This is a genomic window from Nonlabens spongiae (genome assembly GCF_002117125.1).
GTDB classification, from domain to species: Bacteria; Bacteroidota; Bacteroidia; order Flavobacteriales; family Flavobacteriaceae; genus Nonlabens; species Nonlabens spongiae.
On the sequence record NZ_CP019344.1, the window covers coordinates 1,497,709 to 1,520,699 of the forward strand.

At 39.3% G+C, this 22,991-nt stretch carries 20 protein-coding genes; 14 read left to right on the plus strand and 6 right to left on the minus strand.

Going from position 1 to position 22,991, the window contains the following annotated elements; all coding sequences use genetic code 11:
- Window positions 1–10: 10 nt before the first annotated feature.
- Complete coding sequence (locus BST97_RS06870; protein ID WP_085766544.1) at window positions 11–949, minus strand: hydrogen peroxide-inducible genes activator; 939 nt, start codon at window positions 947–949, stop codon at window positions 11–13.
- A 112-nt stretch (window positions 950–1,061) separates the two neighbouring features.
- On the opposite strand from BST97_RS06870, the gene BST97_RS06875 reads away from it, so the two are divergent.
- The 14 genes from BST97_RS06875 (at window position 1,062) to BST97_RS06940 (ending at window position 16,222) form a co-directional block, all read left to right on the plus strand.
- On the plus strand, window positions 1,062–2,456 hold the full coding sequence (locus BST97_RS06875; protein WP_085766545.1) for a PQQ-dependent sugar dehydrogenase: 1,395 nt from the start codon (window positions 1,062–1,064) through the stop codon (window positions 2,454–2,456).
- Window positions 2,457–2,581: 125 nt separating this feature from the next.
- Complete coding sequence (locus BST97_RS16310; protein ID WP_085766546.1) at window positions 2,582–3,031, plus strand: c-type cytochrome; 450 nt, start codon at window positions 2,582–2,584, stop codon at window positions 3,029–3,031.
- 135 nt (window positions 3,032–3,166) lie between these two features.
- Complete coding sequence (gene tpx / locus BST97_RS06885) at window positions 3,167–3,667, plus strand: thiol peroxidase (RefSeq protein ID WP_085766547.1); 501 nt, start codon at window positions 3,167–3,169, stop codon at window positions 3,665–3,667.
- A complete protein-coding gene (locus BST97_RS06890; RefSeq protein WP_085766548.1) occupies window positions 3,668–4,045 on the plus strand; it encodes a diacylglycerol kinase in 378 nt (125 codons plus the stop codon).
- A gap of 118 nt (window positions 4,046–4,163) precedes the next feature.
- On the plus strand, window positions 4,164–6,629 hold the full coding sequence (locus BST97_RS06895; protein ID WP_085766549.1) for an FtsK/SpoIIIE family DNA translocase: 2,466 nt from the start codon (window positions 4,164–4,166) through the stop codon (window positions 6,627–6,629).
- Window positions 6,630–6,638: 9 nt separating this feature from the next.
- Window positions 6,639–7,289, plus strand: a complete 651-nt coding sequence (locus tag BST97_RS06900) for a LolA family protein (RefSeq protein WP_085768182.1) — start codon at window positions 6,639–6,641, stop codon at window positions 7,287–7,289.
- A gap of 1 nt (window position 7,290) precedes the next feature.
- Window positions 7,291–8,745 carry an LptF/LptG family permease gene (locus tag BST97_RS06905; protein WP_085766550.1) on the plus strand — a complete coding sequence of 485 codons (1,455 nt, stop codon included), beginning with the start codon at window positions 7,291–7,293 and terminating at the stop codon, window positions 8,743–8,745.
- A gap of 29 nt (window positions 8,746–8,774) precedes the next feature.
- On the plus strand, window positions 8,775–9,923 hold the full coding sequence (gene ribB, locus BST97_RS06910) for a 3,4-dihydroxy-2-butanone-4-phosphate synthase (RefSeq protein ID WP_085766551.1): 1,149 nt from the start codon (window positions 8,775–8,777) through the stop codon (window positions 9,921–9,923).
- A gap of 59 nt (window positions 9,924–9,982) precedes the next feature.
- The gene (murQ, locus tag BST97_RS06915) at window positions 9,983–10,798 is read left to right on the plus strand and encodes an N-acetylmuramic acid 6-phosphate etherase (protein WP_085766552.1); all 816 of its coding nucleotides are present in this window, start codon (window positions 9,983–9,985) and stop codon (window positions 10,796–10,798) included.
- Window positions 10,798–11,031 (plus strand): DUF6095 family protein, encoded by a 234-nt coding sequence (locus BST97_RS16390; protein WP_085766553.1) that lies wholly within the window; start codon window positions 10,798–10,800, stop codon window positions 11,029–11,031. Before murQ ends, BST97_RS16390 begins: the two co-directional genes overlap by 1 nt.
- Window positions 11,032–11,098: 67 nt before the next feature.
- Window positions 11,099–12,814, plus strand: coding sequence for an OstA-like protein (locus tag BST97_RS06925; protein ID WP_085766554.1), 1,716 nt, complete (start codon window positions 11,099–11,101; stop codon window positions 12,812–12,814).
- Entirely contained in the window at window positions 12,811–13,995 is a 1,185-nt protein-coding gene (locus tag BST97_RS06930; RefSeq protein WP_085766555.1) for an aspartate aminotransferase family protein, read from the plus strand. Before BST97_RS06925 ends, BST97_RS06930 begins: the two co-directional genes overlap by 4 nt.
- A gap of 102 nt (window positions 13,996–14,097) precedes the next feature.
- Complete coding sequence (locus tag BST97_RS06935; RefSeq protein ID WP_085766556.1) at window positions 14,098–15,477, plus strand: tetratricopeptide repeat protein; 1,380 nt, start codon at window positions 14,098–14,100, stop codon at window positions 15,475–15,477.
- A gap of 1 nt (window position 15,478) precedes the next feature.
- Window positions 15,479–16,222, plus strand: coding sequence for a tyrosine-protein phosphatase (locus BST97_RS06940; RefSeq protein ID WP_085766557.1), 744 nt, complete (start codon window positions 15,479–15,481; stop codon window positions 16,220–16,222).
- A gap of 32 nt (window positions 16,223–16,254) precedes the next feature.
- On the opposite strand, the gene BST97_RS06945 is transcribed toward BST97_RS06940, so the two are convergent.
- The 5 genes from BST97_RS06945 to BST97_RS06965 form a co-directional block, all read right to left on the minus strand.
- The gene (locus tag BST97_RS06945) at window positions 16,255–18,639 is read right to left on the minus strand and encodes a GumC family protein (RefSeq protein WP_085766558.1); all 2,385 of its coding nucleotides are present in this window, start codon (window positions 18,637–18,639) and stop codon (window positions 16,255–16,257) included.
- A 2-nt stretch (window positions 18,640–18,641) separates the two neighbouring features.
- Window positions 18,642–19,406: a polysaccharide biosynthesis/export family protein gene (locus tag BST97_RS06950; RefSeq protein WP_245833675.1), complete on the minus strand. Its 765-nt coding sequence runs from the start codon at window positions 19,404–19,406 to the stop codon at window positions 18,642–18,644.
- 46 nt (window positions 19,407–19,452) lie between these two features.
- The gene (locus tag BST97_RS06955; protein ID WP_085766559.1) at window positions 19,453–21,402 is read right to left on the minus strand and encodes a polysaccharide biosynthesis protein; all 1,950 of its coding nucleotides are present in this window, start codon (window positions 21,400–21,402) and stop codon (window positions 19,453–19,455) included.
- A gap of 90 nt (window positions 21,403–21,492) precedes the next feature.
- Window positions 21,493–21,753, minus strand: a complete 261-nt coding sequence (locus tag BST97_RS06960; protein ID WP_085766560.1) for a hypothetical protein — start codon at window positions 21,751–21,753, stop codon at window positions 21,493–21,495.
- Between the two features lie 90 nt (window positions 21,754–21,843).
- Complete coding sequence (locus tag BST97_RS06965; protein ID WP_157111522.1) at window positions 21,844–22,986, minus strand: DegT/DnrJ/EryC1/StrS family aminotransferase; 1,143 nt, start codon at window positions 22,984–22,986, stop codon at window positions 21,844–21,846.
- Between the last annotated feature and the right edge of the window lie 5 nt (window positions 22,987–22,991).

Sequence of the window (22,991 nt, forward strand, 5' to 3'; positions counted from 1 at the left end):
AGGGACATTTTTATTTCTGAGAAACCGGACTGATGATATTTACATTATGAAATGCTATAGCGCCCTTAACAACACCAGTTATGATTTGATGTAGGGCTTCTATAATTTGCATTTTCAACTCACTTCTATGATAGATTAAACTCACCTCTCTTGCAGGAGTGGGCTCCTTGAAATATCTTAGATTGGCTTTTTTACGATCATGTAACTCCTCAGTATTCAGGTAGGGTAACAGGGTCATACCCAGACCTTCATCTGCTAATTTGATAAGCGTTTCAAAGCTACCACTCATTAAAGAGAACCGTTCTTCTTGTGTATCACGTGAATTGCGACACAAATTTAAGACGCTATCCTTGAAGCAGTGACCATCTTCAAGGAGTAATAATTTATCTGGATCAATATCTTCTACATCAACCTTCTCTGAAGATGGTTTACCACTAGAAGGATTATAGATCACAAATGGCTCGTAGTACAAAACCTTCTTCTTGATAAGTGTATCCTCTAACGGTGTAGCTGCGATGGCCGCATCCAGACTTCCGTCGTTGAGGCGTTCAAGAATGTTTTCTGTAGTAAGTTCCTCTAATCGCAACTTTACTTTAGAATATCGGTTAATGAAGTTGTTCAGAAACATAGGTAACAGTGTGGGCATCACGGTAGGAATTATGCCCAGTCTGAACTCGCCACCTATAAAACCTTTTTCCTGGTCTACTATATCTTGTATGCGGTCACTCTCATTGACAATGTTGCGAGCCTGAGTAACAATCTTTTTACCCGTTTCAGTTAGCTCTATAGGTTTTTTAGAGCGATCAAAAATCTGTACATCAAGTTCATCTTCTAGCTTTTGTATTTGCATACTCAATGTAGGTTGAGTCACAAAGACCTTCTCTGCAGCTTTGGTAAAATTCTGGAATTGCGCTACAGCGAGAACGTATTTCAGCTGTGTTATAGTCATAACTGATATTTGAATACAAAAATAATCAATTAAAACTATGATTGTTTATGATCTATGTTAGAATACTCCTAACACCAGCGCTTATCTTTATGTCATTGAAAATGAATTTGCTATGAAGAAATTATTTTACTTTGTGATAGCTCTATTAGTATCGATGGCTTCACATCAAAAGCTAAGCGCCCAATCCATAGACTTAGCTCCCATAGCCAGTGGTTTAAACGCTCCCGTTGATATTAAAAGTGCAGGAGATGAGCGATTGTTTATTGTAGAGCAAGTTGGCTTAATTAAGATTATTGACCTCACTACAAACTCTATTTCACCTAATGCGTTTCTCGACATCAGCTCATTGATTTCCACCGGTGGAGAACGAGGATTACTGAGTATGGCTTTCCCTGCCGACTACAATATCTCTGGCAAATTTTATATTTATTATACCGACACCACGGGTTCAAGTGTCATTTCTCAGTACAGTGTTTCAAATCAGGATCCTAATCAAGCTGATCCAAATGGATCTGTAATCCTAACCTACACGCAACCCTTTGCAAACCATAATGCTGGATGCATGCAATTCGGTCCAGATGGATTTCTTTATATCGCCTCTGGGGATGGGGGTAGCGGTGGGGATCCCGGTAATAGAGCTCAAGACAATAATACCTTGTTAGGCAAAATGCTACGCTTAGATGTTACGGGCAGCAGTAACGGCAACCCCTACTCCATTCCAGCTTCAAACCCTTTTGCATCAAGTGCAGGAGCCGATGAAATTTTCTCTACTGGACTTCGTAATCCCTGGAAATTTTCCTTTGACTCAAACAATATATGGATCGCAGATGTGGGACAGAATGCCACAGAAGAAATCAATAGACAATCTGTCTCAAACAACATAGCAAATTACGGCTGGCGTTGTTATGAGGGCAGCAATAATTTTAATGTTCAAGCGAGCTGTCCACCGGTCGCAGATCTTGTCTTCCCCCTTGCTGAGTACAACCACACCGGTAGTGGACTCAATAAGTGCAGTATCACGGGTGGCTATGTATATCGCGGTAATGATTTCCCCAACCTTCAGGGCACCTATTTTTTTGCAGATTTTTGCAGTAACGAGATAGGAATGCTAGACGCTTCGCAGAGTAATCCTGTCATCCGTTACACATCGCCTTATACGGGAGCAGGATTTTCGTCGTTTGGAGTAGATCAAAATAATGAGTTGTACGTAGCACATCGCAACACAGGAACCATTTCCAGAATTGTCGATACAACAGCAAGTTTTGAAACACCGTCTTTTCTAGCTCTTAAGCTATATCCTAATCCTGCAGACAGCTCAATCACTATTCAAACAGACGATAATTCTGTTAAAACTTATAAGATTTTTGATGCCAGAGGAAAAGTGGTTTCAAAAGGTACTTTATCAGCTACTAAGACTATTGACATTTCAATAGTCAAATCAGGTATTTATTTCGTGAATTGTAAAGGAATGAGCACACAATACTCGAAGAGATTTATAGTAAGGTAAATGACTCAAAAACTACTAAATAACAGCAATTCAACCTATAGAGTTTGCTAGTGGTTTATCGCTTTCGCGAAAGCGAGATCATCACGCACACTTAGACGAGTTCAATCATTTCAAATCGTTAAAAAATGTTTCAGCCACTTGCAAAAATTACAGGCTATCTTTTTGGGTTTCTGATCGCCACTGTACTAGTAGTTTTTACCACAGCCTATCTTATTATCAACACACAGCCTATCAATTTGGCTCAGGCACAAGCAACTATAGAACCTCCTGCTCCACCGGTAGAACTTACTGAGGTACAAAAAGAGGGCAAAAGCTTGTTTAATACAAACTGTGCGTCCTGCCACAAACTCTATAAAAAGGCGGTAGGACCCGCACTGGCTGGTGTGGCAGACAAATATGAGCGTGAATGGCTCTATAAATGGATTAAAAACAGTGCAGCCCTTATCGCATCAGGTAACGCTCAAGCTGTAGCGGTTTATAACGAGTACGGCCAGGCAAACATGAATGCGTTCCCACAGCTCAGTAATGAGGATATTGATAAAATTTTGGAGTACACTTCGGTACCGAAATCTTAAAGATTGATACGCTTTCGCGAAAGCGAGATTCAATCAGACACCCTATTTATAGTGAATCTTATAATCGCCAAGATTAACATAGCATTTACCCTTTGAGGAAATGGGTGGTTTAATTTTACGCTAAAACAAAATAAAATGGCAACAATAACTTTAGGAGGAAACGAGATTCAAACGGTAGGAGAACTACCTGAAGTAGGTACAAAAGCTCCCAATTTTTCATTAAAAAAAGGCGATCTAAGTGAAGCCTCTCTTGATGATTTTAAAGGGAAGAAAGTGGTGATGAATATTTTTCCAAGTATTGATACAGATGTTTGTTCTACTTCAGTAAAAAACTTCAACGAGCGTGCGACCGAGCTGGATAACACCGTGGTTCTTTGCATCTCTAGAGATACCCCTTTTGCAATGAAACGTTTTGCAGACGACGAGGGAACAGATAATGTGACCAACCTTAGTGATGTGATCGACGGAAAATTTGGCGATGATTACGGTCTAACAATGAAAACTGGCGGCATGGCTGGCTTTCATTCTAGGGTGGTTATCGTTCTTGATGAAGAAGGAAAAGTAATTTATAATCAACAAGTACCGGAAATAGGAGAAGAACCTAATTATCTTGCGGCGCTTAAAGCTGTATTATAATTGGCCTTCAGAAAATTTTTATACGGTAGATGGATCGGTGCAGGATACGCTATAAAAGGCGCCTGGATCCTCCTCAAAACCGAACCCAGTATTCAAGTCCAAGCGGTCATAGGAGTTATTATGACCGCTGCTGGCATTTTGTTTGATATTACGCAAACGGAATGGTTGTTTCAAATTGTAGCCATAGGCATGATTATGAGCCTTGAAGGTCTCAATACAGCAATTGAAGCCATAGCCGATTTTGTACATCCTGATTTTCACGTTAAAATAGGCCTTATTAAAGACGTTGCAGCGGGAGCTGTTTTTATTACAGCTGTGACCGCTATCATTATAGGGCTTATTATCTACGTTCCCTATATAATGGATTTACTGGACTGAGCCTAACTTGAGCCTGCTCCCATTGCTCAAAACCTCGTGAATAAATAGTAGTATATATATCTACTCGATTCAAGAATAGGTGTGTGATATTGTTATTTTTGCTAGTTGTATCTAACTGATGGCAAAGAAAAAAACGACAGCAAAAAAAACTCGCAAAAAATTTAAGATTCCTTCCTTCAAATTAACCCGTCTTCAAGAGGTTATTCTAGGGAGTGCCTTAATGGTATTTGGAATACTTCTTTTCTTTTCCTTTTTGTCATTCATATTTACCTGGAGAGCTGATCAAAGTGCTATAAGTGAACTGGGGTCCAGAGAAGTTGTTACCCAAAACTGGGTCAGTCAGGTAGGTGCTGGGCTGGGACATTTCTTTGTTTATGAAGGTTTTGGGCTAGCTGCATTTTCAATATCTGTACTAACATTCATTACAGGGATTTTTCTATTTGCTGCAAGCCGTAATCTTTTCAGGTTGTCTAACAGCAAGTTGTTTACATTATGGGCGTGGGGATTAATGTTGATGCTTTGGTTGTCTGTGAGCTTGGGATTCTTTCACGAGCAAAACTCCATGCTAGGCGGTAAAGTAGGTTTTGAACTCAACGATTACTTACAGGACTATTTGGGGTTACTGGGAGCTATTTTAGTAATGGCATTTTTTGCTGTGGTATACCTAGTTCTAAGGTTGAAAATCACCCCAGAAAAGGTGAGCTCTTACTTCTCAAGACAAGCAAAAGAGGTGCAAGAAAGTTTTGATGCAGAAGTTAATGAGCATCAAACTTCTGAAAACTTGGTCAAAGAATCTGCTCCTCTAACTTCTAACCTAGAGTCTGAAGTTACACAACTTGAAGAAGAAAAATCCGAGGGAAACAAAATAGACCTCTCAAGCAAACCTATTAATTCCGACACTTCCAATGAGCTTGACAGTAATGCAAAATCAACCGAGGTCAAAGAAACCGCGCCCATAAAAAGAACTGTTGCCCCTAAAGATGACAATGACATAGGCATGGATATCGAGCAGGCTCCAGAGGAAGAAGAGGTGATCGATACTAAAGCCACAAAATTGGTGGAAGACTTCGGTGAGTTTGATCCTACCTTAGAGCTAAGCAATTTCCAGTTCCCTCCTATTGAACTACTCAAGGATTATTCTCAAGGGAAAACGCTCACAATTAATGAAGAAGAGCTTCAAGCCAACAAGGATAGGATTGTCGAGACCCTAAACAATTATAAAATCGGGATTGCCAAAATCTCAGCGACTATAGGTCCTACGGTAACACTTTACGAGATTGTTCCTGAGGCGGGCGTGCGTATCTCAAAAATCAAGAATCTGGAAGATGATATTGCTCTATCGCTTTCGGCTCTTGGAATTAGAATTATTGCACCTATTCCAGGAAAGGGAACTATAGGTATAGAGGTGCCTAACCAGAATCCTTCTGTGGTAAGCATGCGATCAGTTATCGCATCGCCAAAATTCCAGCAAGCTGAAAAGGAACTGCCTATAGCTTTCGGAAAAACGATCAGCAATGAAACCTTTGTGGTAGACCTTGCCAAAATGCCTCACATGCTTATGGCAGGTGCTACGGGTCAAGGTAAATCGGTAGGATTGAATGCGGTCCTGACATCTTTATTATACTCCAAACATCCCGCCGAGGTAAAATTTGTACTCGTTGACCCCAAGAAAGTAGAACTTACTTTATTCAATAAGATTGAGCGCCATTATCTCGCAAAACTGCCCGATAGTGAAGATGCAATTATCACAGATAACTCTAAGGTAATCAACACCTTGAATAGCCTTTGTATCGAGATGGATGAGCGTTACGAGATCCTCAAAGAAGCGATGTGTCGTAACATTAAGGAGTACAACGCAAAATTCAAAGCACGCAAACTGAATCCAGCAAATGGCCATCGTTTCCTTCCCTACATCGTTTTGGTTGTGGATGAGTTTGCAGACCTCATCATGACCGCAGGGAAAGAAGTAGAGACTCCTATCGCGCGTCTTGCTCAGCTTGCACGTGCCATAGGAATTCACTTGATCATTGCTACCCAGCGACCGTCGGTAAATGTGATTACCGGTATGATCAAAGCCAACTTCCCGGCGAGGGTTTCCTTCCGTGTTCAGCAAAAGGTTGATTCACGCACCATTTTGGATAGCGGTGGTGCTGACCAGCTCATAGGTCGTGGAGATATGCTTTATACTGCCGGTAACGAGATTATCAGGATTCAATGTGCCTTTGTAGACACTCCAGAAGTTGAAAAAATCACCGAGTTCATCGGTAGTCAAAAGGCTTATCCTGATGCCTATATCTTGCCTGAATACGTAGGTGAAGAGGGTGGCACAGCTCTTGATGACAACATAGATGAGAGGGATGCAAAATTTCGCGAGGCCGCAGAAATCATAGTGGTAGCCCAGCAAGGAAGCGCATCATTGTTGCAACGCAAACTCAAACTGGGTTACAATCGCGCCGGTAGGATCATTGATCAGCTGGAAGCTGCGGGAATCGTAGGTGGTTTTGAAGGCAGTAAGGCACGTCAAGTATTGATTCCAGATCTTGCCAGCCTCGAAGTGTTTTTTAATGAAGAAGAAAATAAATAGATGAGAAATATGAAATATCTACTATTGAGCATTGTTTTTGTTCTCGCTTTCGCGAAAGCGGGATCAGCACAAAGTAATTCTGACCAAAAGGCAGAAGAACTGCTCAAGAAAGTGGCTCAAAAATTCAAGAGCTACGACAACTTGTACTTCACCTACAAAGGAAACTTTAAAAATGTTAAGAACAGTATCAACACGGACATTCAAGGAGATGCTACCTTAAGCGGTCAGAAATATAATGTGAATTATATGGGAACCACGTTTCTCTTTGATGGTAATAGACAGTATGTAATCAACCGTGAAGATGAGCAGGTTACAATTTCTAAACCCGCAAGTGAGGATGATGGTATCACTCCGTCAAACATCTTGTCATTTTACGAGAAGGGTTATACTAAGAAATGGGACATCCTTCAAGATGTAAAAGGTCGTAAAATTCAATACGTGAAATTGATTCCCATAAAATCTGATACAGATTATAAGAACGTGCTGCTGGGTATAGACAAGCAATCTAACCATATTTATAACGTAATCATAACTGAAAAGTCTGGTACCGTGGTCACGTTTACACTCAAATCTCTCAAAGTGAACGAGCCGCTGGCAAAAAACACTTTCAGGTTTGACGAGTCTGACTATCCTGATTTTGATATAGAGCAGCTGGACTAGCGTGAAGATTCTCGATCGTTACATACTGGTCCAGTACGTAAAAACCTTTTTGAGCGTTTTTACAGTACTCATGTTTATTCTTGTATTGCAGGCCATATGGCTGTATATCAAAGAACTGGCAGGGAAGGATCTGGATGTAGTCACGATCGTAAAATTTCTTTATTACAGCATGCCCGTTGCCGTGCCTATTGCATTGCCGTTAAGCGTTTTGCTAGCGGCAATTTTGGTATTTGGTAATATGGCTGAGAACTATGAGTTTGCCGCAATGAAATCAAACGGTATTTCATTGCAGCGCGCCATGAGATCTCTGACCATCGTTATCTTGGGAATAGGTTTCACCTCATTCTTTTTTGCTAATTCTGTGATTCCATGGGGATACCTCAAACAGCGTAACCTACGTCAAAATATTGCCAAGGTGAAACCGGCAATGGTTATTACTGAGGGAGTTTTCAATCAAGTAGGCGACATCAACATTAGGGTAGAAGAAAAATCTGGTGATCGTGGTCAGTTTCTGGAAGACGTGATCATTCATAAACGAAACCCAAAAAAAACAGGCAATTTTACAGTAATAAAGAGTGAGCGAGGTGAGCTAAAAAGTTCGCTCAACTCAAATGTGATTCAACTGGTTCTGTACAACGGTAATTATTACGATGACTTACAACTCAAAGATCCTGTCAAGCAGAGAAACCTGCCTTTTGTTAGAAGTTATTTTGAAGAATACACCATCAATGTAGATGTCTCCAGCCTCAACGACGTTGACATGGATGAAGAAGCGATTACAGATAATCACCGCATGCTCAAGATGAATGAGCTTATGATAAGATTAGATTCCTTTGACCGTGATTTGAAAACGGGCATGAAGACGTATCGTGAAAACCAGCACGCAAAATGGAAGCCTGAGTATTTCAATCGTGCCGTCGCTTCTGATCTTGACACCATTACCACTTTTTCAAATACAAAAAACTTTTTTGCTGATTTAAATAATACCGATCAAAGCCGGGCCATTAATGCAGCTGTCAACAAAATACGCAATCAAAAAGCAACAGTCAAAAATCGACTGGAACAAATGAAGCGCGAAGAAAAAAGGCTGGCTACTCACAAGATTGAAATCCACAAGAAGTTTGTACTAGGTTCAGCGTGTGTAATCTTATTCTTTATAGGCGCACCACTGGGCGCGATCATAAGAAAGGGAGGAATGGGACTTCCACTTGTAGTAGCAACTATCTTTTTCTTAGCCTATCACTTCATAAACATTTTTGCAGAAAAATCTGCTCAGCAAGGTGCAATGCCAGCATGGCTAGGAGCTTGGATGGGAACGCTTATTATCTTCCCACTAGGAATCATCTTGACATACCGGGCAACTACAGATCAAGGATTTTTTGATCTGTCTGGTACGATTAAGGGCTGGTTTGTAGCTAAAAAAGCCTCAAAAGCAAAGACTGCCCCATCTCAATAGTTATCTTTGTTGAAATCGAGAATTCATTCATGATTACGACAGAAAAAGCTCCCCAAACCATCAAATTGGACCGCATTGAAGATGCCATTGAAGATGTAAAAAATGGAAAAGTCATCATCGTTGTAGATGATGAAAATCGTGAAAACGAGGGTGATTTTCTCGCCAGTGCCGAAGCAGTCACTCCAGAGATGATCAACTTTATGGCGACTCATGGTCGTGGCTTGATATGTTGTCCCATCACTGCCTCAAGGGTCAAAGAGCTCGATCTATCCATGATGGTAAATAATAATTCTGATCCCATGGAAACTGCGTTTACCGTTTCCGTAGATCTACGTGGACATGGTGTAACTACGGGCATCAGTGCTTCTGATCGTGCGAAAACAATCAAAGCTATCATTGATCCCGATACGCAGTCACATGATTTGAGCAAGCCAGGTCATATATTTCCGCTCAAGGCAAAAGACGGTGGCGTATTGCGCCGCACGGGTCATACTGAGGCTGCAGTAGATTTTGCAAGACTTGCAGGTCACAAACCTGCCGGTGTGATCGTAGAAATCATGAATGAAGACGGAACCATGGCGAGATTGCCCCAACTGGTTGAAGTGGCAAAGAAACATGACCTCAAACTGGTAAGTATTGAAGATCTGGTGGCTTACCGCATGAAACATGACAGCTTGATCGTGAAGAAGGAAGATTTCAACCTGACCACACGTTTTGGTGAATACAGGTTGAGAGCCTATCAACAAACTACAAACGATCAAATTCACATCGCGCTGACTTTGGGAAGTTGGGAAGATGGCGAGACCGTGCTAACCAGAATGAACAGTACCCAAGTCAATAACGACCTCTTCTCTACCCTCACCAGCGATGCAGATCGCAAGATCGACGCGATGTTTGATCAATTAAATGAAGAAGGCCGCGGTGCGATTGTCTTCATCAATCAGCAGTTTGAGCCAGAAAATATGCTCGGCCGACTGGAGCAGCTGAAGAAATTGCAAAAGAACGGTGAGCATAAAGCTCCTCGACGCAATCTTGATAATAAGGACTACGGTATCGGCGCTCAGATTTTACACGACCTGCACATCAGCAAGATCAAATTGATGACTAACTCAGAACAGAGCAAACGCATCGGTATGATAGGTTATGGCCTTGAGATCGTTGAGACTGTAAGTTATTAGGAGATGTAATGTTATCTCGCTTTCGCGAAAGCGAAAACCCATAGAATTCACTAATTATCATGGAATTTTTAAAAACCACAGAGCAAGAAAGTCTTCATAAAGATCTCGAGCAGAAAAATACACTTGAGCTGCTTGAAGCTATTAATGCGGAAGATCAAAAGGTGGCTATAGCGGTTCAAAAATGTATTCCAGCTATACAGTCGTTGATTGATGACATCGTTCCAAAAATGAAAGATGGCGGCAGACTTTTTTATATAGGTGCGGGTACGAGTGGTCGTCTGGGAATTTTAGATGCGAGTGAGTGTCCTCCTACCTTTGGTGTTGCTCCTGACAGAATCTTGGGTCTTATTGCTGGTGGCGATGCTGCTATAAGGAATGCGGTAGAAAATGCCGAGGATGATACAGATCAGGCTTTCAAGGACCTTGCAGAATACCATATTAATGAAAACGACGTTGTGATAGGAATTGCAGCAAGTGGTACAACGCCTTATATATTAGGAGGTTTGAGAGATTGCCAGAAAAATGGAATCTTAACAGGCGGCATCACTTGCAATGTGGATAGCCCGCTGGATCGACTTGCAGATCATTCAATCGTTCCCGTGGTAGGACCTGAATTTATTACGGGCAGCAGCCGTATGAAAGCAGGTACCGCACAGAAGATGGTATTGAACATGATCAGTACTGCAGTGATGGTACAACTGGGGCACGTGAAAGGAAACAAAATGGTTGATATGCAATTAAGTAATGACAAGTTAGTAGATCGTGGTACGCGAATGATAATGGAATCTACCGGTTTAGATTATGATAAGGCACGCCTGCTACTTAAAACTCATGGTAGTGTAAGAACCGCATTACAAAAAACAGATGTTTGTTAATGGAACAGCCTTCTACAGACAGACAAGTATTGACTAAAGGAATCCAGAGGATGGCTTTGAGTTTGTTCTTTATCTTTTCCGGACCTATTTTAGTTTATATAGGTGCTGGAAGTGATCACCCCATTATTTTCTTAATGCCGGGTATTGCAATTTGTATTCTGGCAGTAGTCTTTATGTTTCAAGGTATCAAACTGATATTAGACTCGATGTTTAAAACTGATAAGACTCGGTAAATTATGCATGCTTTTTATGTTAGATTTTGGCTTGTTATTTGATTTCATGAACCGATGATACAGTAGTATGAAGAATATCTCTAATTTTCTTTTTTTCGCTATTATCCTAGTAACAGTTGTTGCCACGGCTCAAGAAAGACCTGCTGACTCTTTGATAAAAGTTAAGGGTAGTAGTTCGTTTATTGACGAAATCAATATTCCTGACGCCGTAGTTTACTCTAAAACCAATAATAAACAAGTCTATATCGAGCACCGAGGCATCAAGATGTGGTGTGATCAAGCGCTCTTCTATACAAAAGATAATTTTGTTCGAGCCATAGGAAATGTGCGCATGAATCAGGGAGATAGCTTAAAAATGCAATCCCGATTTGCTCAATATGATGGAAATTCAAAATTAGCCTTTGCAAACGGCAATGTGGTCATGACTAATCCTGACACGACACTTAAAACGGACTCTCTTTTCTTTGATCGAGTAAAACAAGAAGCTTATTACCGTAGTGGCGGGACAGTAAGAGACACCGCAAGCACTTTAACTAGCCGGATAGGTCGTTTCTTTGTAAAAGAAAGTAGGTATCAGTTCCTGGATGATGTGGTGGTCAAGAACAAGGAATACACGATCAATAGTCCTCACCTGAATTATTATACGGAGACGGGTCATGCATTTCTATATGGACCTTCTACGATTACCAGTTCCACGAGCAAAGTCTACTGCGAGCGCGGTTTTTATGATACTCGAGCAGATACTGGATACTTTGTAAAAAACTCAAAAATCGATTACAACAATCGCACGATCTGGGGCGATAGTTTGTACTTTGATCGGAATCGGGCATTTGCTAGTGCGACAAACAACATTATTGTTCTCGACACTATTAACAACTCGATCATTAACGGTCACTACGCCGAGGTCTTCAGGGAAAAAGACAGTGTTTTTATTACCAAACGTGCTGTTGCCATAAGCACTGAAAATCAAGACAGTATTTACATTCACGCCGATACGCTTATGGTAACTGGCCCAGAAAATGATCGCGTGATAAGAGGTTTCCATGATGCTCGTTTGTTCAAAAGCGATTTAAGCGGTAAATCTGACAGTATCATAAGTATACAAAAGGAGGGCATTACCAAAATGCTTACTCGACCAATACTATGGAACAATAACAGCCAGATAACTGGTGATAGCATTTTCATTTATGGGAATACAGAAACAGAAAAGCTAGATTCACTGCTAGTGACTGAAAACGCTTTTATGATCGATCAAGATTCCAGTGGTGGGTTCAGTCAAGTGAAAGGAAAGCAATTAGTAGGTTATTTCAATGATAACAATGAAATGCGAGAAGTCCACATTAATAAAAATGTGGAAAATTTGATTTACACGAGAGATGAATTTGGCAAGCTGATCGGGATCAATAAAGGAACTAGCGGAAGAATGATTGTTGAATTTGAGGAAAAGGCAATCGTAATGATCACCACCCTTGATAATCCAGATGATAAGACTTACCCTCCTGATCAACTTGAAGAAAATGCACGTAAGATGCGTGGTTTCAAGTGGCGCGGAGATGAACAGTTGCTTACAAGAAATGATTTATTTAAGGGTAAGCTCGCTCCTGTGCTACCCATTATAAGAGGTATACCACCGCCAGCGGTTGAAGAAGATTTTTTCAAGAGTCTTGAAGACATCAAGCTTAATGAAAATTCTAGGGTTAAGAAAAAAGACCTCAAGACGCGTAAGAAAGATCAGATCGCAGTCCCCTTAAGTCAAAGCGCAGTAAAAACGTCTGAAAATTGAGCAAAAACGATTTTTTCAAATATCAGGCGCCCACTACTCCATTTGCTCCTGGAATTGAGATAGAAAAAGCTGAAGGCTGCACCATAATAGATAAGGATGGTAATGAATATCTAGATCTAGTTGCCGGTGTCAGTGCCTTACCTCTAGGCCATAGGCATCCTGAAGTAGTGAAGGCCATGAAAGATCAGATAGATAAGTATCTGCATGTAATGGTTTACGGTGAGTTTTCTCAGGATCCGGCTGTTCAACTCTGTAAAAAACTCGCTGACTTATTGCCAGAGCCACTCGACATGACCTATTTAGTCAATAGTGGAACTGAGGCGATTGAAGCCTCTATTAAACTGGCACGACGGGCTACGGGTCGCTCAGAAATCGTAGCCATGAAAAATTGCTATCATGGCAACACACTTGGCTCACTGAGTTTGAGTGATTATGAAGAGCGCAAGGCTCCTTTCAGACCTCTCTTGCCTGATGTAAAAAACATCAAGTTTAATTGCTTTGCAGACATAAATCTAATCACACATCATACAGCTGGTGTTATTTTAGAAAGTATACAGGGTGGTGCTGGTTTCATTATACCGGACTCAAGATGGTGGAAAGCGTTGTTTGACCGTTGTCGTAAGGTGGGAGCGCTCATCATTTTGGATGAAATCCAGCCAGGTATGGGTCGTACTGGTGCATTATTTTATTTTCAGAAATTGGGACTTGTCCCTGACATCGTGGTTTCAGGCAAAGGTCTGGGAGGCGGTATGCCTATCAGTTCTTTGACCGCCTCGAGTGAGCACCTTAAACTTTTTGCATCAAATCCCATGTTAGGCCACATTACAACTTTTGGTGGAAATCCAGTGATTGCCGCAGCTGCCCTAGCGACACTTTCGGTTATAGATCGAGATTTAAAAAGCTTTGATGTTGAGGGTAAAGAATTACGCTTTCGCGAAAGCTTAAACAATCAACACATCGTTGAAATAAGAGGTACCGGTCTGATGCTTGCTGTCATTTTAAAAGACGATCAACATACCGCAGCCATAGTGGATCGATGCAGGGAAAACGGCGTGCTCTTCTTCTTGCTGCTATTTGAAAAGCGCGCGGTTCGCATCACGCCGCCACTCACGATAAGCCCGAACGAGATTGATCACGCCTGTGGGGTCCTTCTGGAAGCTATCGATCACTTCTATAAATAATTTACATGTTTATAACCTTGTTGACAATGGAAACGGCCAGACAACCGTTGTATGGATATAAATCAGAACTTAGTAAGGTCGTAATGAAAAAAACATTCCTTTATGAGATTTGAGCTAAATGACGACGGACATCCCAGTATTGTAAAATTTGAATCCATGATGGATTCCAACCAAGTAGGTTTCTTTGATAGCGAGGAATTTGAAGAAATAATCGACTACTACATGGAAATGGGTAAAGTGGAAAAAGCACGTAAAGCTATTTCACTAGCTATTTCCCAGCACCCTAGTTCGGTCAATTTGCGACTTTTCAAAGCGGAGCTTTTGATTTTTGACAACAAATTTGAACTCGCACACACACTCCTTAACGAGTTGCACTTACTGGAACCCAATAATGCAGAGATATATATTCAAAAAGCAAATATCTACTCAAAGACTGAAAATCATAATAAAGCTATACGCTTACTAGAACTGGCCGCCGAAGTTACTGAAGATCAATCAGACGTGTTTAATCTTATAGGAATGGAACAGCTATTCTTAGAGAACTACTCAGACGCTAAGGAAAATTTCATCAAATGCCTTGAACTGGATCGAGAGGACTATTCTGCTCTATACAATATCATGTATTGTTTTGATTTCTTGCATGAGGATCAAGAGGCTATCTCTTTTCTAGAGGATTATCTGGATAAAAAACCGTATTGCGAGGTTGCCTGGCATCAATTAGGAAAGCAGTATTTTAACCTGAAAGATTATGAAAAAGCTTTAACCGCTTATGATTTTGCCATTATTTCAAACGATCGTTTTATAGGCGCCTACCTTGAGAAGGGAAAAGTGCTGGAAAAATTGAAAAGATATAATGAGGCAATAGAACAATATCAAATGACCTTGGGCTTAGATGACCCTACCAGCTTTGCTTATCTACGATTAGGAAAATGTTTCCTTAAACTTAAAAAGGCAGACCAAGCGATCTATAATTTCAACAAATGTGTTGAAGAAGACCCTTTACTTGATAAAGGATGGCTTGCCATCGTAGATTTTTACTGTGAGCGATTAGAGTTTCAAAAAGCACTAGGCTTCATGAATAAGGCGATAGATATAGATCCAGAAAACGCGATGTACTGGACTAAATTTGCTAGGATCAACCTGAAGCTGAATTTTTATGAGGAAGCTGAATATGGGTATCGACGTGCCATGGAGCTGGGTAATTATGAATTTGATCTGTGGATAGACCGTGCAGATATCTTGATAGAGCTAGGTGAATATAGAGCGCTTATTGTAAATGTAGAGCATGGATTAGAGTTCTATCCAAACAATCCAGATCTACTTTTAAGGATGGGGGTGATTATGCTTAAGATCGGTAAAGAAACGGAGGGTATTTATCATCTTCAAACTGCACTTAAGGCTGATCCATCTCTTATCAAAACGATTTTTGACCAATTTTCAGACATTGTTTCTTCCCGACAACTGGCTTACCTGATAGATTGATATGTTTTTTTTTAGTAAGAAAGAATTTTTAATCGATCAATTCACAGATGGATTAATAGATATTCACAACCACTTATTACCTGGTCTGGATGATGGTTCTACGAGCATGGATACTACCGTAGAAATGATCGAGCTCATGAAAGCCTGTAACATAACAAATGCTTATGTCACGCCCCACATCATGGAGGATTTTTATGAACTCAACACTCAGCTTATAGGAGATAGGTTTGCTCAAGTTCAAATAGATATTGAAAATAATTATAGTCAACACAAGGGGTTTATGATCGATCATGCGAGTGAATACATGATCGACAGTCAATTTGAAACCCTCCTGGAGCATCGTGACATCAAGTGCTTATTTAACAATTATTTACTCTGTGAGCTGTCATATTTCCAGAAGCCTATCAACCTAGAAGATATTCTATTCAAAATGATCAGTTATGGTTACCAACCCATACTCGCTCATCCAGAACGTTATCGGTATTTGAAGGAAGAAGAGTTTATTGAATTACACAAGAAAGGCTTTAAATTTCAACTGAATCTCCTCTCTTTATCTGGATTTTATGGCAGCGATGCTAGGCAAAAGGCTCTCTATTTATTAGAAAATCAACGGTATTCCTTTGTAGGGACAGATGCTCATAAAGCAAAACATTTAATGTCTCTAAAAGATATCCAACTTGTCAAAAAATCAATTAAATTTTTTGAGCCAGTTTTGGAAGAGCATTTATCAACATTCACGGTTTAGATTCCTCGCTAACCAGTGAACAAAAGCTAAACCTATTTGGACTTGTTGAAATAAGCCTTGAAATATCCTAGCAAGCCTTTTTTACTATTCGAATATTCGTAGGTGTATTTGCGTCCGTAACCGAAGTTAGAAACCTTCACGTCGTTCACGACTATCGAAACATTCTCTAACTTTTTATCATCTATAGTTTCTTGAAGATAATTTAGAAGCACCTTATCCGTATAATTAGCTCGAGTCACATACATGGTGACATCAGCATATTTATTTATCAGAAAGGTATCAGTCACTAAGATTGTAGGTGCTGAATCAATAATTATGTAATCATACGAATTTCTAGCATCTTCAATCATATTCTTCACACGATCACTCAAAAGAAGTTCAGCTGGATTAGGCGGTATTTTTCCAGAATGTACTAAGTCTAGATTAGTATTTTCTGAATGCGTTGTCAGTAGCTCAGATAAGGTCAATTGATCATTTATCAAAAAATCTGTCAATCCATTGGATGCCAGATTGGTTTTGCCTACATACCTATGTATCTGAGGATTCCTAATATCTGCACCTATTAAAAGTACTTTCTTTCCAGTATAGGCTAAAGTCAAAGCTGTATTATAACTTACAAAAGTTTTTCCCTCACCTTTTACTGTGGATGTAACGAGAACTACCGGACTCTGATCCTGCTTTTTCAAGCTGGCAATGATATATTGTAAATTGGTCCGAACTATTCTGAACGATTCTGCTAATATGGATCTATCGTTCAAGGTAATGTAATCGTTCTCATCCTTATCAATTCTTGGAATCTCCCCCAAAATAGTTGCATCTGACAAATGCTCTTCAACTTCCCTCCTGTTTTCGATCTTATTATATAATAGTTGGCGTAAATAGATTATACCCACAGGGAGCAGTAGACCTACAATTAGAGCTGCTAAATAGATGATATTCTTTCTAGGGTATACCGGAGTAGTGGATGCTATAGCAAAGTCTACTACTTTTGCTTTGGGAGTTGCAATTGCTAGTGAGATCGCCGTCGTTTCTCTCTTTTCACTGAGAAGAAGAAAAATGGTTTCAACTACTTTACGAGCCCTCTCAATATCACGATTTAAACGTTCGTTTTCTGGCACACTTACCACCTGTTGAAAAGCATTTCCTCGCTCATTGAGCAAGCTGGCCTTCTGCAATTGTAAGCTATCTAGGTTACTGCTCAAGCTAAGCAATAAAACATCTTTTACACCATCAATTTGTTGCTTGAGCGCGATCACTGAAGGGTTAGCAGCAGTTGCTGACTCCGTCAAATTCAAATATTGACCTAATAATTCATTATAATTTATGGCTTGTTGACTTATTACTTCAGAATTATTAATTGATAGGTTTGCCGGTAAAAATTCATAGTTAGTTGACCTCAATTGTTTTTCTACAGATTGAGCAACTTGAATATTCGTATTTAAAATAGCAAGTTCTCTATTAATTTGAGCAGATGCTTCGAGACCCATTAAGGATTCTGTAGGAAGATCCACTAAACCTTTACTATTCTTAAACTTTTGGATTTTCCTCTCAATACTATCTAGATCGGCTTGAACTTCAATAAGTCTTTCGTCAATAAATTGAGCAGTATTTTTTGCCGCCGTGTTTTTGTCTTTTATGGCATCTTCGTTATAAACTTCAACTAGCTTATTCAGAATATCTTTCGCCTTAATGTAATTATCATCAATTATCGCAAGATCTAATACCGAGCTTCTTTTGTCGGTTTTTACAGCGCTAAGTCTAGAGCTAAGATTACGTGCTACATACTCTACCGGATAAATATTAACCCGAATTATATCATTTGAATCTATTCCAACCCGATCATTTATTTCTGGATCAAATGATAACACTAAGGATTGGTTCATGTATTCGAAGCTCTTGCCATATGAAAAAGAATTCCAGGCTTGAGAATCGTTTGTCCTCAATTGAAACGTTGAGGAGTTTATGTGATTTAAATCAAAGGCAAGTGATAATGTATCCTTCTGAGATTGATTTAAATCCAAAACATTGAGTAAAAAAGGGGAATTTCTGTATAAATCAGCTGATTTAATTCTACCTTCAATACTATAGGTCGTCTCTAGTCTTAAATCCCTAATCACCATTTCCATCAATCTAATGGAAAGCAGTACTTCAATTTCGTTCTCTACCGTATTGAAAGTATTACCTAATACATCCAAGTCACTCAGCGCCCAGGTTTCAGAGATTCCTCCACTCGAGGTATCTTTGATCATAACTTTGGACCTTGCTTGATACCTATTAGTACTATATCTGAGGAATGTATAGGCCACACCTAAGGTGATCAAAACTGATAAAATAAACCAAGGCCATCGCTTGAGATACGCGTTTAGTATTTCGTTGAGATCGGTAGAATCTTTAGTGGTTGTCTTTTTTTCTACCATAATTAACTACGTTCAAGAATCACGATTATAGAGAGCAATAGGGAGGCGATTGATACAAAAAGAGGAGCATTCCTATTAAATCCTGCAGATTGTACTTGTGCATTATTAGGATGAACGATGATCACATCATTTTGCTGAAGGAAGTAAAACTCACTATTCATAAAATCATCTGATGTGAGATCAATAGAAACTGATTTCTTTTCATTTTTAAACTCTCGAATCACGGTTATATCTTTACGATTTCCATAAATGGTTAAGTCTCCAGCTATTCCTAGAGCTTGAAGTAATGTGTTCCTATTGCTCTCCATTGTAAACGTTCCAGGCCTGTTAACCTCGCCTAATACTGTAACCTTGAAATTCAAAATTCGTACATCCACGGAAACTTCATCTCTAACGTAAGTAGATTGAATCTTATCTTTAATTAATTCTGAGATCTCAGATACCGTTTTATTATTTAAATCCAGCATGCCAAGTTCTGGAAAATCAATATAACCATTTTCATCGACTAAGTACCCAAACAACTGTTGCTGCCCCATGACCCGAGTTTGATTTTCAAGTGTGGGGGAAACCATTCTATTAAAAGACGATACTGCATTCATATTTTTGGCAGTAACTAAAATCCTCAACAAATCATCTGGTTTAACTTCAGGTTTATATACAGAAATATCTGCGTTTAACCGACCTGTTTTATCCAAATCTTGCAGATAAAGGATTTTCTTTTTCGAAACACAACCAACAACCAAGAAGGTTATTAATATAAAATACAAATACCGCATGTACTACTGAAATTGGATGTCAAATATAAAAACAAGCTTATCTAACCTGCCTATCTAATGACTCAAATATGCTGTTGTTGCTTTTAAATTCAGGAATTAACTTCTTAAGACAGGAAACAACCATTTCATTATCATCGTTAGCACCAGCTATGATGACATTGTTTAAATGATCAAGTACATAGTTATAAGTATATCCTTTTTGCTTGGCAATGAGAATTTTCTCGTTATGAGTAGGTAAGGTTTCACTATCGTTAGAAAGCAATTCTTCATACAATTTCTCTCCTGGTCTCAAACCTGTAAACTCTATCTCAATATCTTTATATGGTTCTAGACCAGATAGTCTGATCATTTTTTCTGCCAGATTTAAAATTTTAACAGGTTTGCCCATATCAAATACAAAGATCTCGCCACCATTACCCATTGTGCCGGCTTGCAACACTAACTGGCACGCTTCAGTAATAGTCATAAAATACCTGATAATATCTTTGTGAGTGACTGTTACCGGACCGCCTTTTTCAATCAGTTTTTTGAAATGAGGTATTACAGATCCATTTGAGCCTAACACATTTCCAAATCTCGTCGTAATAAAATCCGTACGATTACTATGAATCTCTTTTAAGGATTGTACATACAACTCTGCTGCACGTTTTGTAGCACCCATCACATTAGTAGGATTGACAGCTTTATCTGTACTGATCATTACAAATCGGTCCACTCCATGCTCAACACAAAGGTCTGCTATATTAATCGTGCCCATAATATTGACATCAACAGCCTCTTTGGGATTGTTCTCTATCAAGGGGACATGTTTGTACGCAGCTGCGTGATAAACTATCGAGATGCGATTACTTTCAAAGATTTCTGCAACTCGCTTAGAATTTCTAATATCCCCCAGTACAAACTGGAAGTCCACCTTAGGATAGCTTTCTATTAATTCTAATGAAATTTCATTTAGAGGAGACTCTGCCTGATCAAACACAATCAATTTATTGGGCTTAAAGGCGGCAATCTGTCTTACAATTTCACTTCCTATTGATCCAGCTCCACCAGTTACAAGAATGTTCTTGCCAGAAAGTGACTTTCTAATCAAAGTATCATCGAGGATTATTTGATGACGATCGAGCAAGTCCTCAATTTGAATTTGCCTAATATTACTAACAAGATCAATACTTGTGTCTTCCCACGCCTCAATTTTTGGTGAACTCAGAATTTTTATTGTGTTTTCTAAACAAAAATCGATCAGTTTTTCTTGAATCGCCTTATTTCCCACTTGGGCAGGTAAGATTACCGCATCTACTTTTAATGGATTGATCCGCGCATAGAATTGATCATCAAATCGAAAAATTGGTTTACCAAGAATTTTAACTCTAGTATGTTTTTTCTTAGAAGAAATAAATCCCACTAAATCAAAGACATCTTCATTAGATCCATTTATGGCTTCAGCTAGAGCAATAGTTTCATCACTGACCTCAAAGATGAGGACGTTCTTACGCTTTCGATTCACTTTTGAAAAGGACTGGTAAGCCATCTTCACGGTCAACCGAAAAAATAGCATACTTATGAAAGTTATACTAACATTAATGATTAAAAAGGGAACTAAGAAAATCTTTTGCCCAGTTGAGAAGTAACTCAGGTAACTTATTCCAGCTAGGACAACTGTACTTATCAAACAGGCAATTGCAATTTTTGCCACATCGACAAACGTACTATGTCTTACGACTCCAGAATAAGTACTCAGCAGTAAAAAACTAAGGGAATAGACAAATACTGTAAGAACAATCTGCCATTCTATACTCAACAATTCGTAGAATTGGTGTGTTAGCAAATTGATAATGTTATAAGTAATAATTGATGAAACAGATACTAAGAATACATCAAAAACGAGAACAATCCATCGTGGTAGATACCTGAGATTTCTAAATCTTAATTTAGAATCCCCATTCCATAAAATGAAAATCAGTCTTCTTTTAAAATACTCCCAAGTCATCGGTAGGCAGTTACAAATTGGTTGATATATTTCTAAACAAAAATAGGGACAATGTCACCAAAGTCCCTTGTAGATATGATTAAGAAAAGATTATTTTTTCTTGAAAGTTTTATATGCTCCTATACCTAGGGCAATTAATGCAGCAGCAGCTAACCCTGGAATCGGAGCAGTTGCATCATCTACGTCTGGATCAAATGGAGGTGGGCCTTGTGCGTTTGCAATAACGGAAAATAACAAAGCGAAGGTTAGCAGAAAGTAAGTTTTGAATTTCATATACGTAATTATTTTTCCTCTTATATTATCGAAAGATACTTTATTTTTTGTAATCACTGCATTCAAAGGTTCTTCCAAGACGATTTTGGAGAGTTTTTGTAGGATTTTTAACTATAAATACGATTTTAGACTGGAAATTTTAAGAAACTTACCTTTCATTAGTTTTTGTTACCTGAAGTTAGTTAACACAGATTTAATCCTTTCCCTATTAGAAAAATTAAGATTGGAACCAGATGGCAGACAAAGACCTTTTTCAAACAATTTCTCTGCCACCATATCACCATAGAAAGGGCTAGATGTGTAAAGCGGCTGCAAGTGCATGGGCTTCCAGAGTGGCCTGGATTCTATATTTTGATCATTTAGACCAGCCCTTAAATCCTCTCGAGTAAACCCTGCTTTTTCAGGATCAATTAAAACAGCGGTCAACCAGAAATTACTAAAAACCTCATTGTCGAATTCGCTTTGAATAGTCACTCCCGGCATTTCATCGAAAATTTCAGCGTAAAACTCGTTCATCTCCCTTCTTTTTCCAATATGAAGGTCTAAAACCTGCATTTGACCTCTACCTATACCAGCAGAAACATTACTCAACCTATAATTGTACCCTAAAGCACTATGTTGATAATGGGGCGCTTCATCCCGCGCTTGAGTCGCTAAAAAAACAGCTTTTTGCTTATCTAAGGTATTATTACACACGAGTGCTCCTCCACCACTAGTAGTTATAATTTTATTTCCGTTAAAACTCAAGATTCCGAAGTCTCCAAAAGTTCCACATTTCTGGCTTTTGTATGTACTGCCCAGAGACTCTGCACTGTCTTCAATGACTTTTATGTCATACGCTTTCGCGAAAGCGTGAATCTCATCCACCTTATACGGCATGCCATAAAGATGTACAGCAATAATAGCTTTGGGTTTCTTTCCTTTCTTAATACGATCCTTGATTGCCTCTTCCAAAGCATTAGGACATATATTCCAAGAATCTGGCTCGCTATCCACAAAAACTGGTGTAGCTCCTAGATAAAGGATGGGATTTGCACTCCCACAAAAGGTAAAACTTTGGCAAATCACTTCATCGCCAGCCTCCACACCTGCCATAATAAGTGCTAGATGGATAGCTGCCGTACCGCTGCTCAAACAGGCTACAGCATGTTGATTCCCCAGATAGCTTTCTAAATCTTTCTCAAAACCATTAACGTTAGGCCCTAACGGTGCAATCCAATTGGTTTCAAAAGCCTCATTAACAAATTGCTGTTCTGCACCTCCCATATGTGGTGATGAGAGCCAAATCTTTTCTGGTTGTTCTTGTTTCATAATTG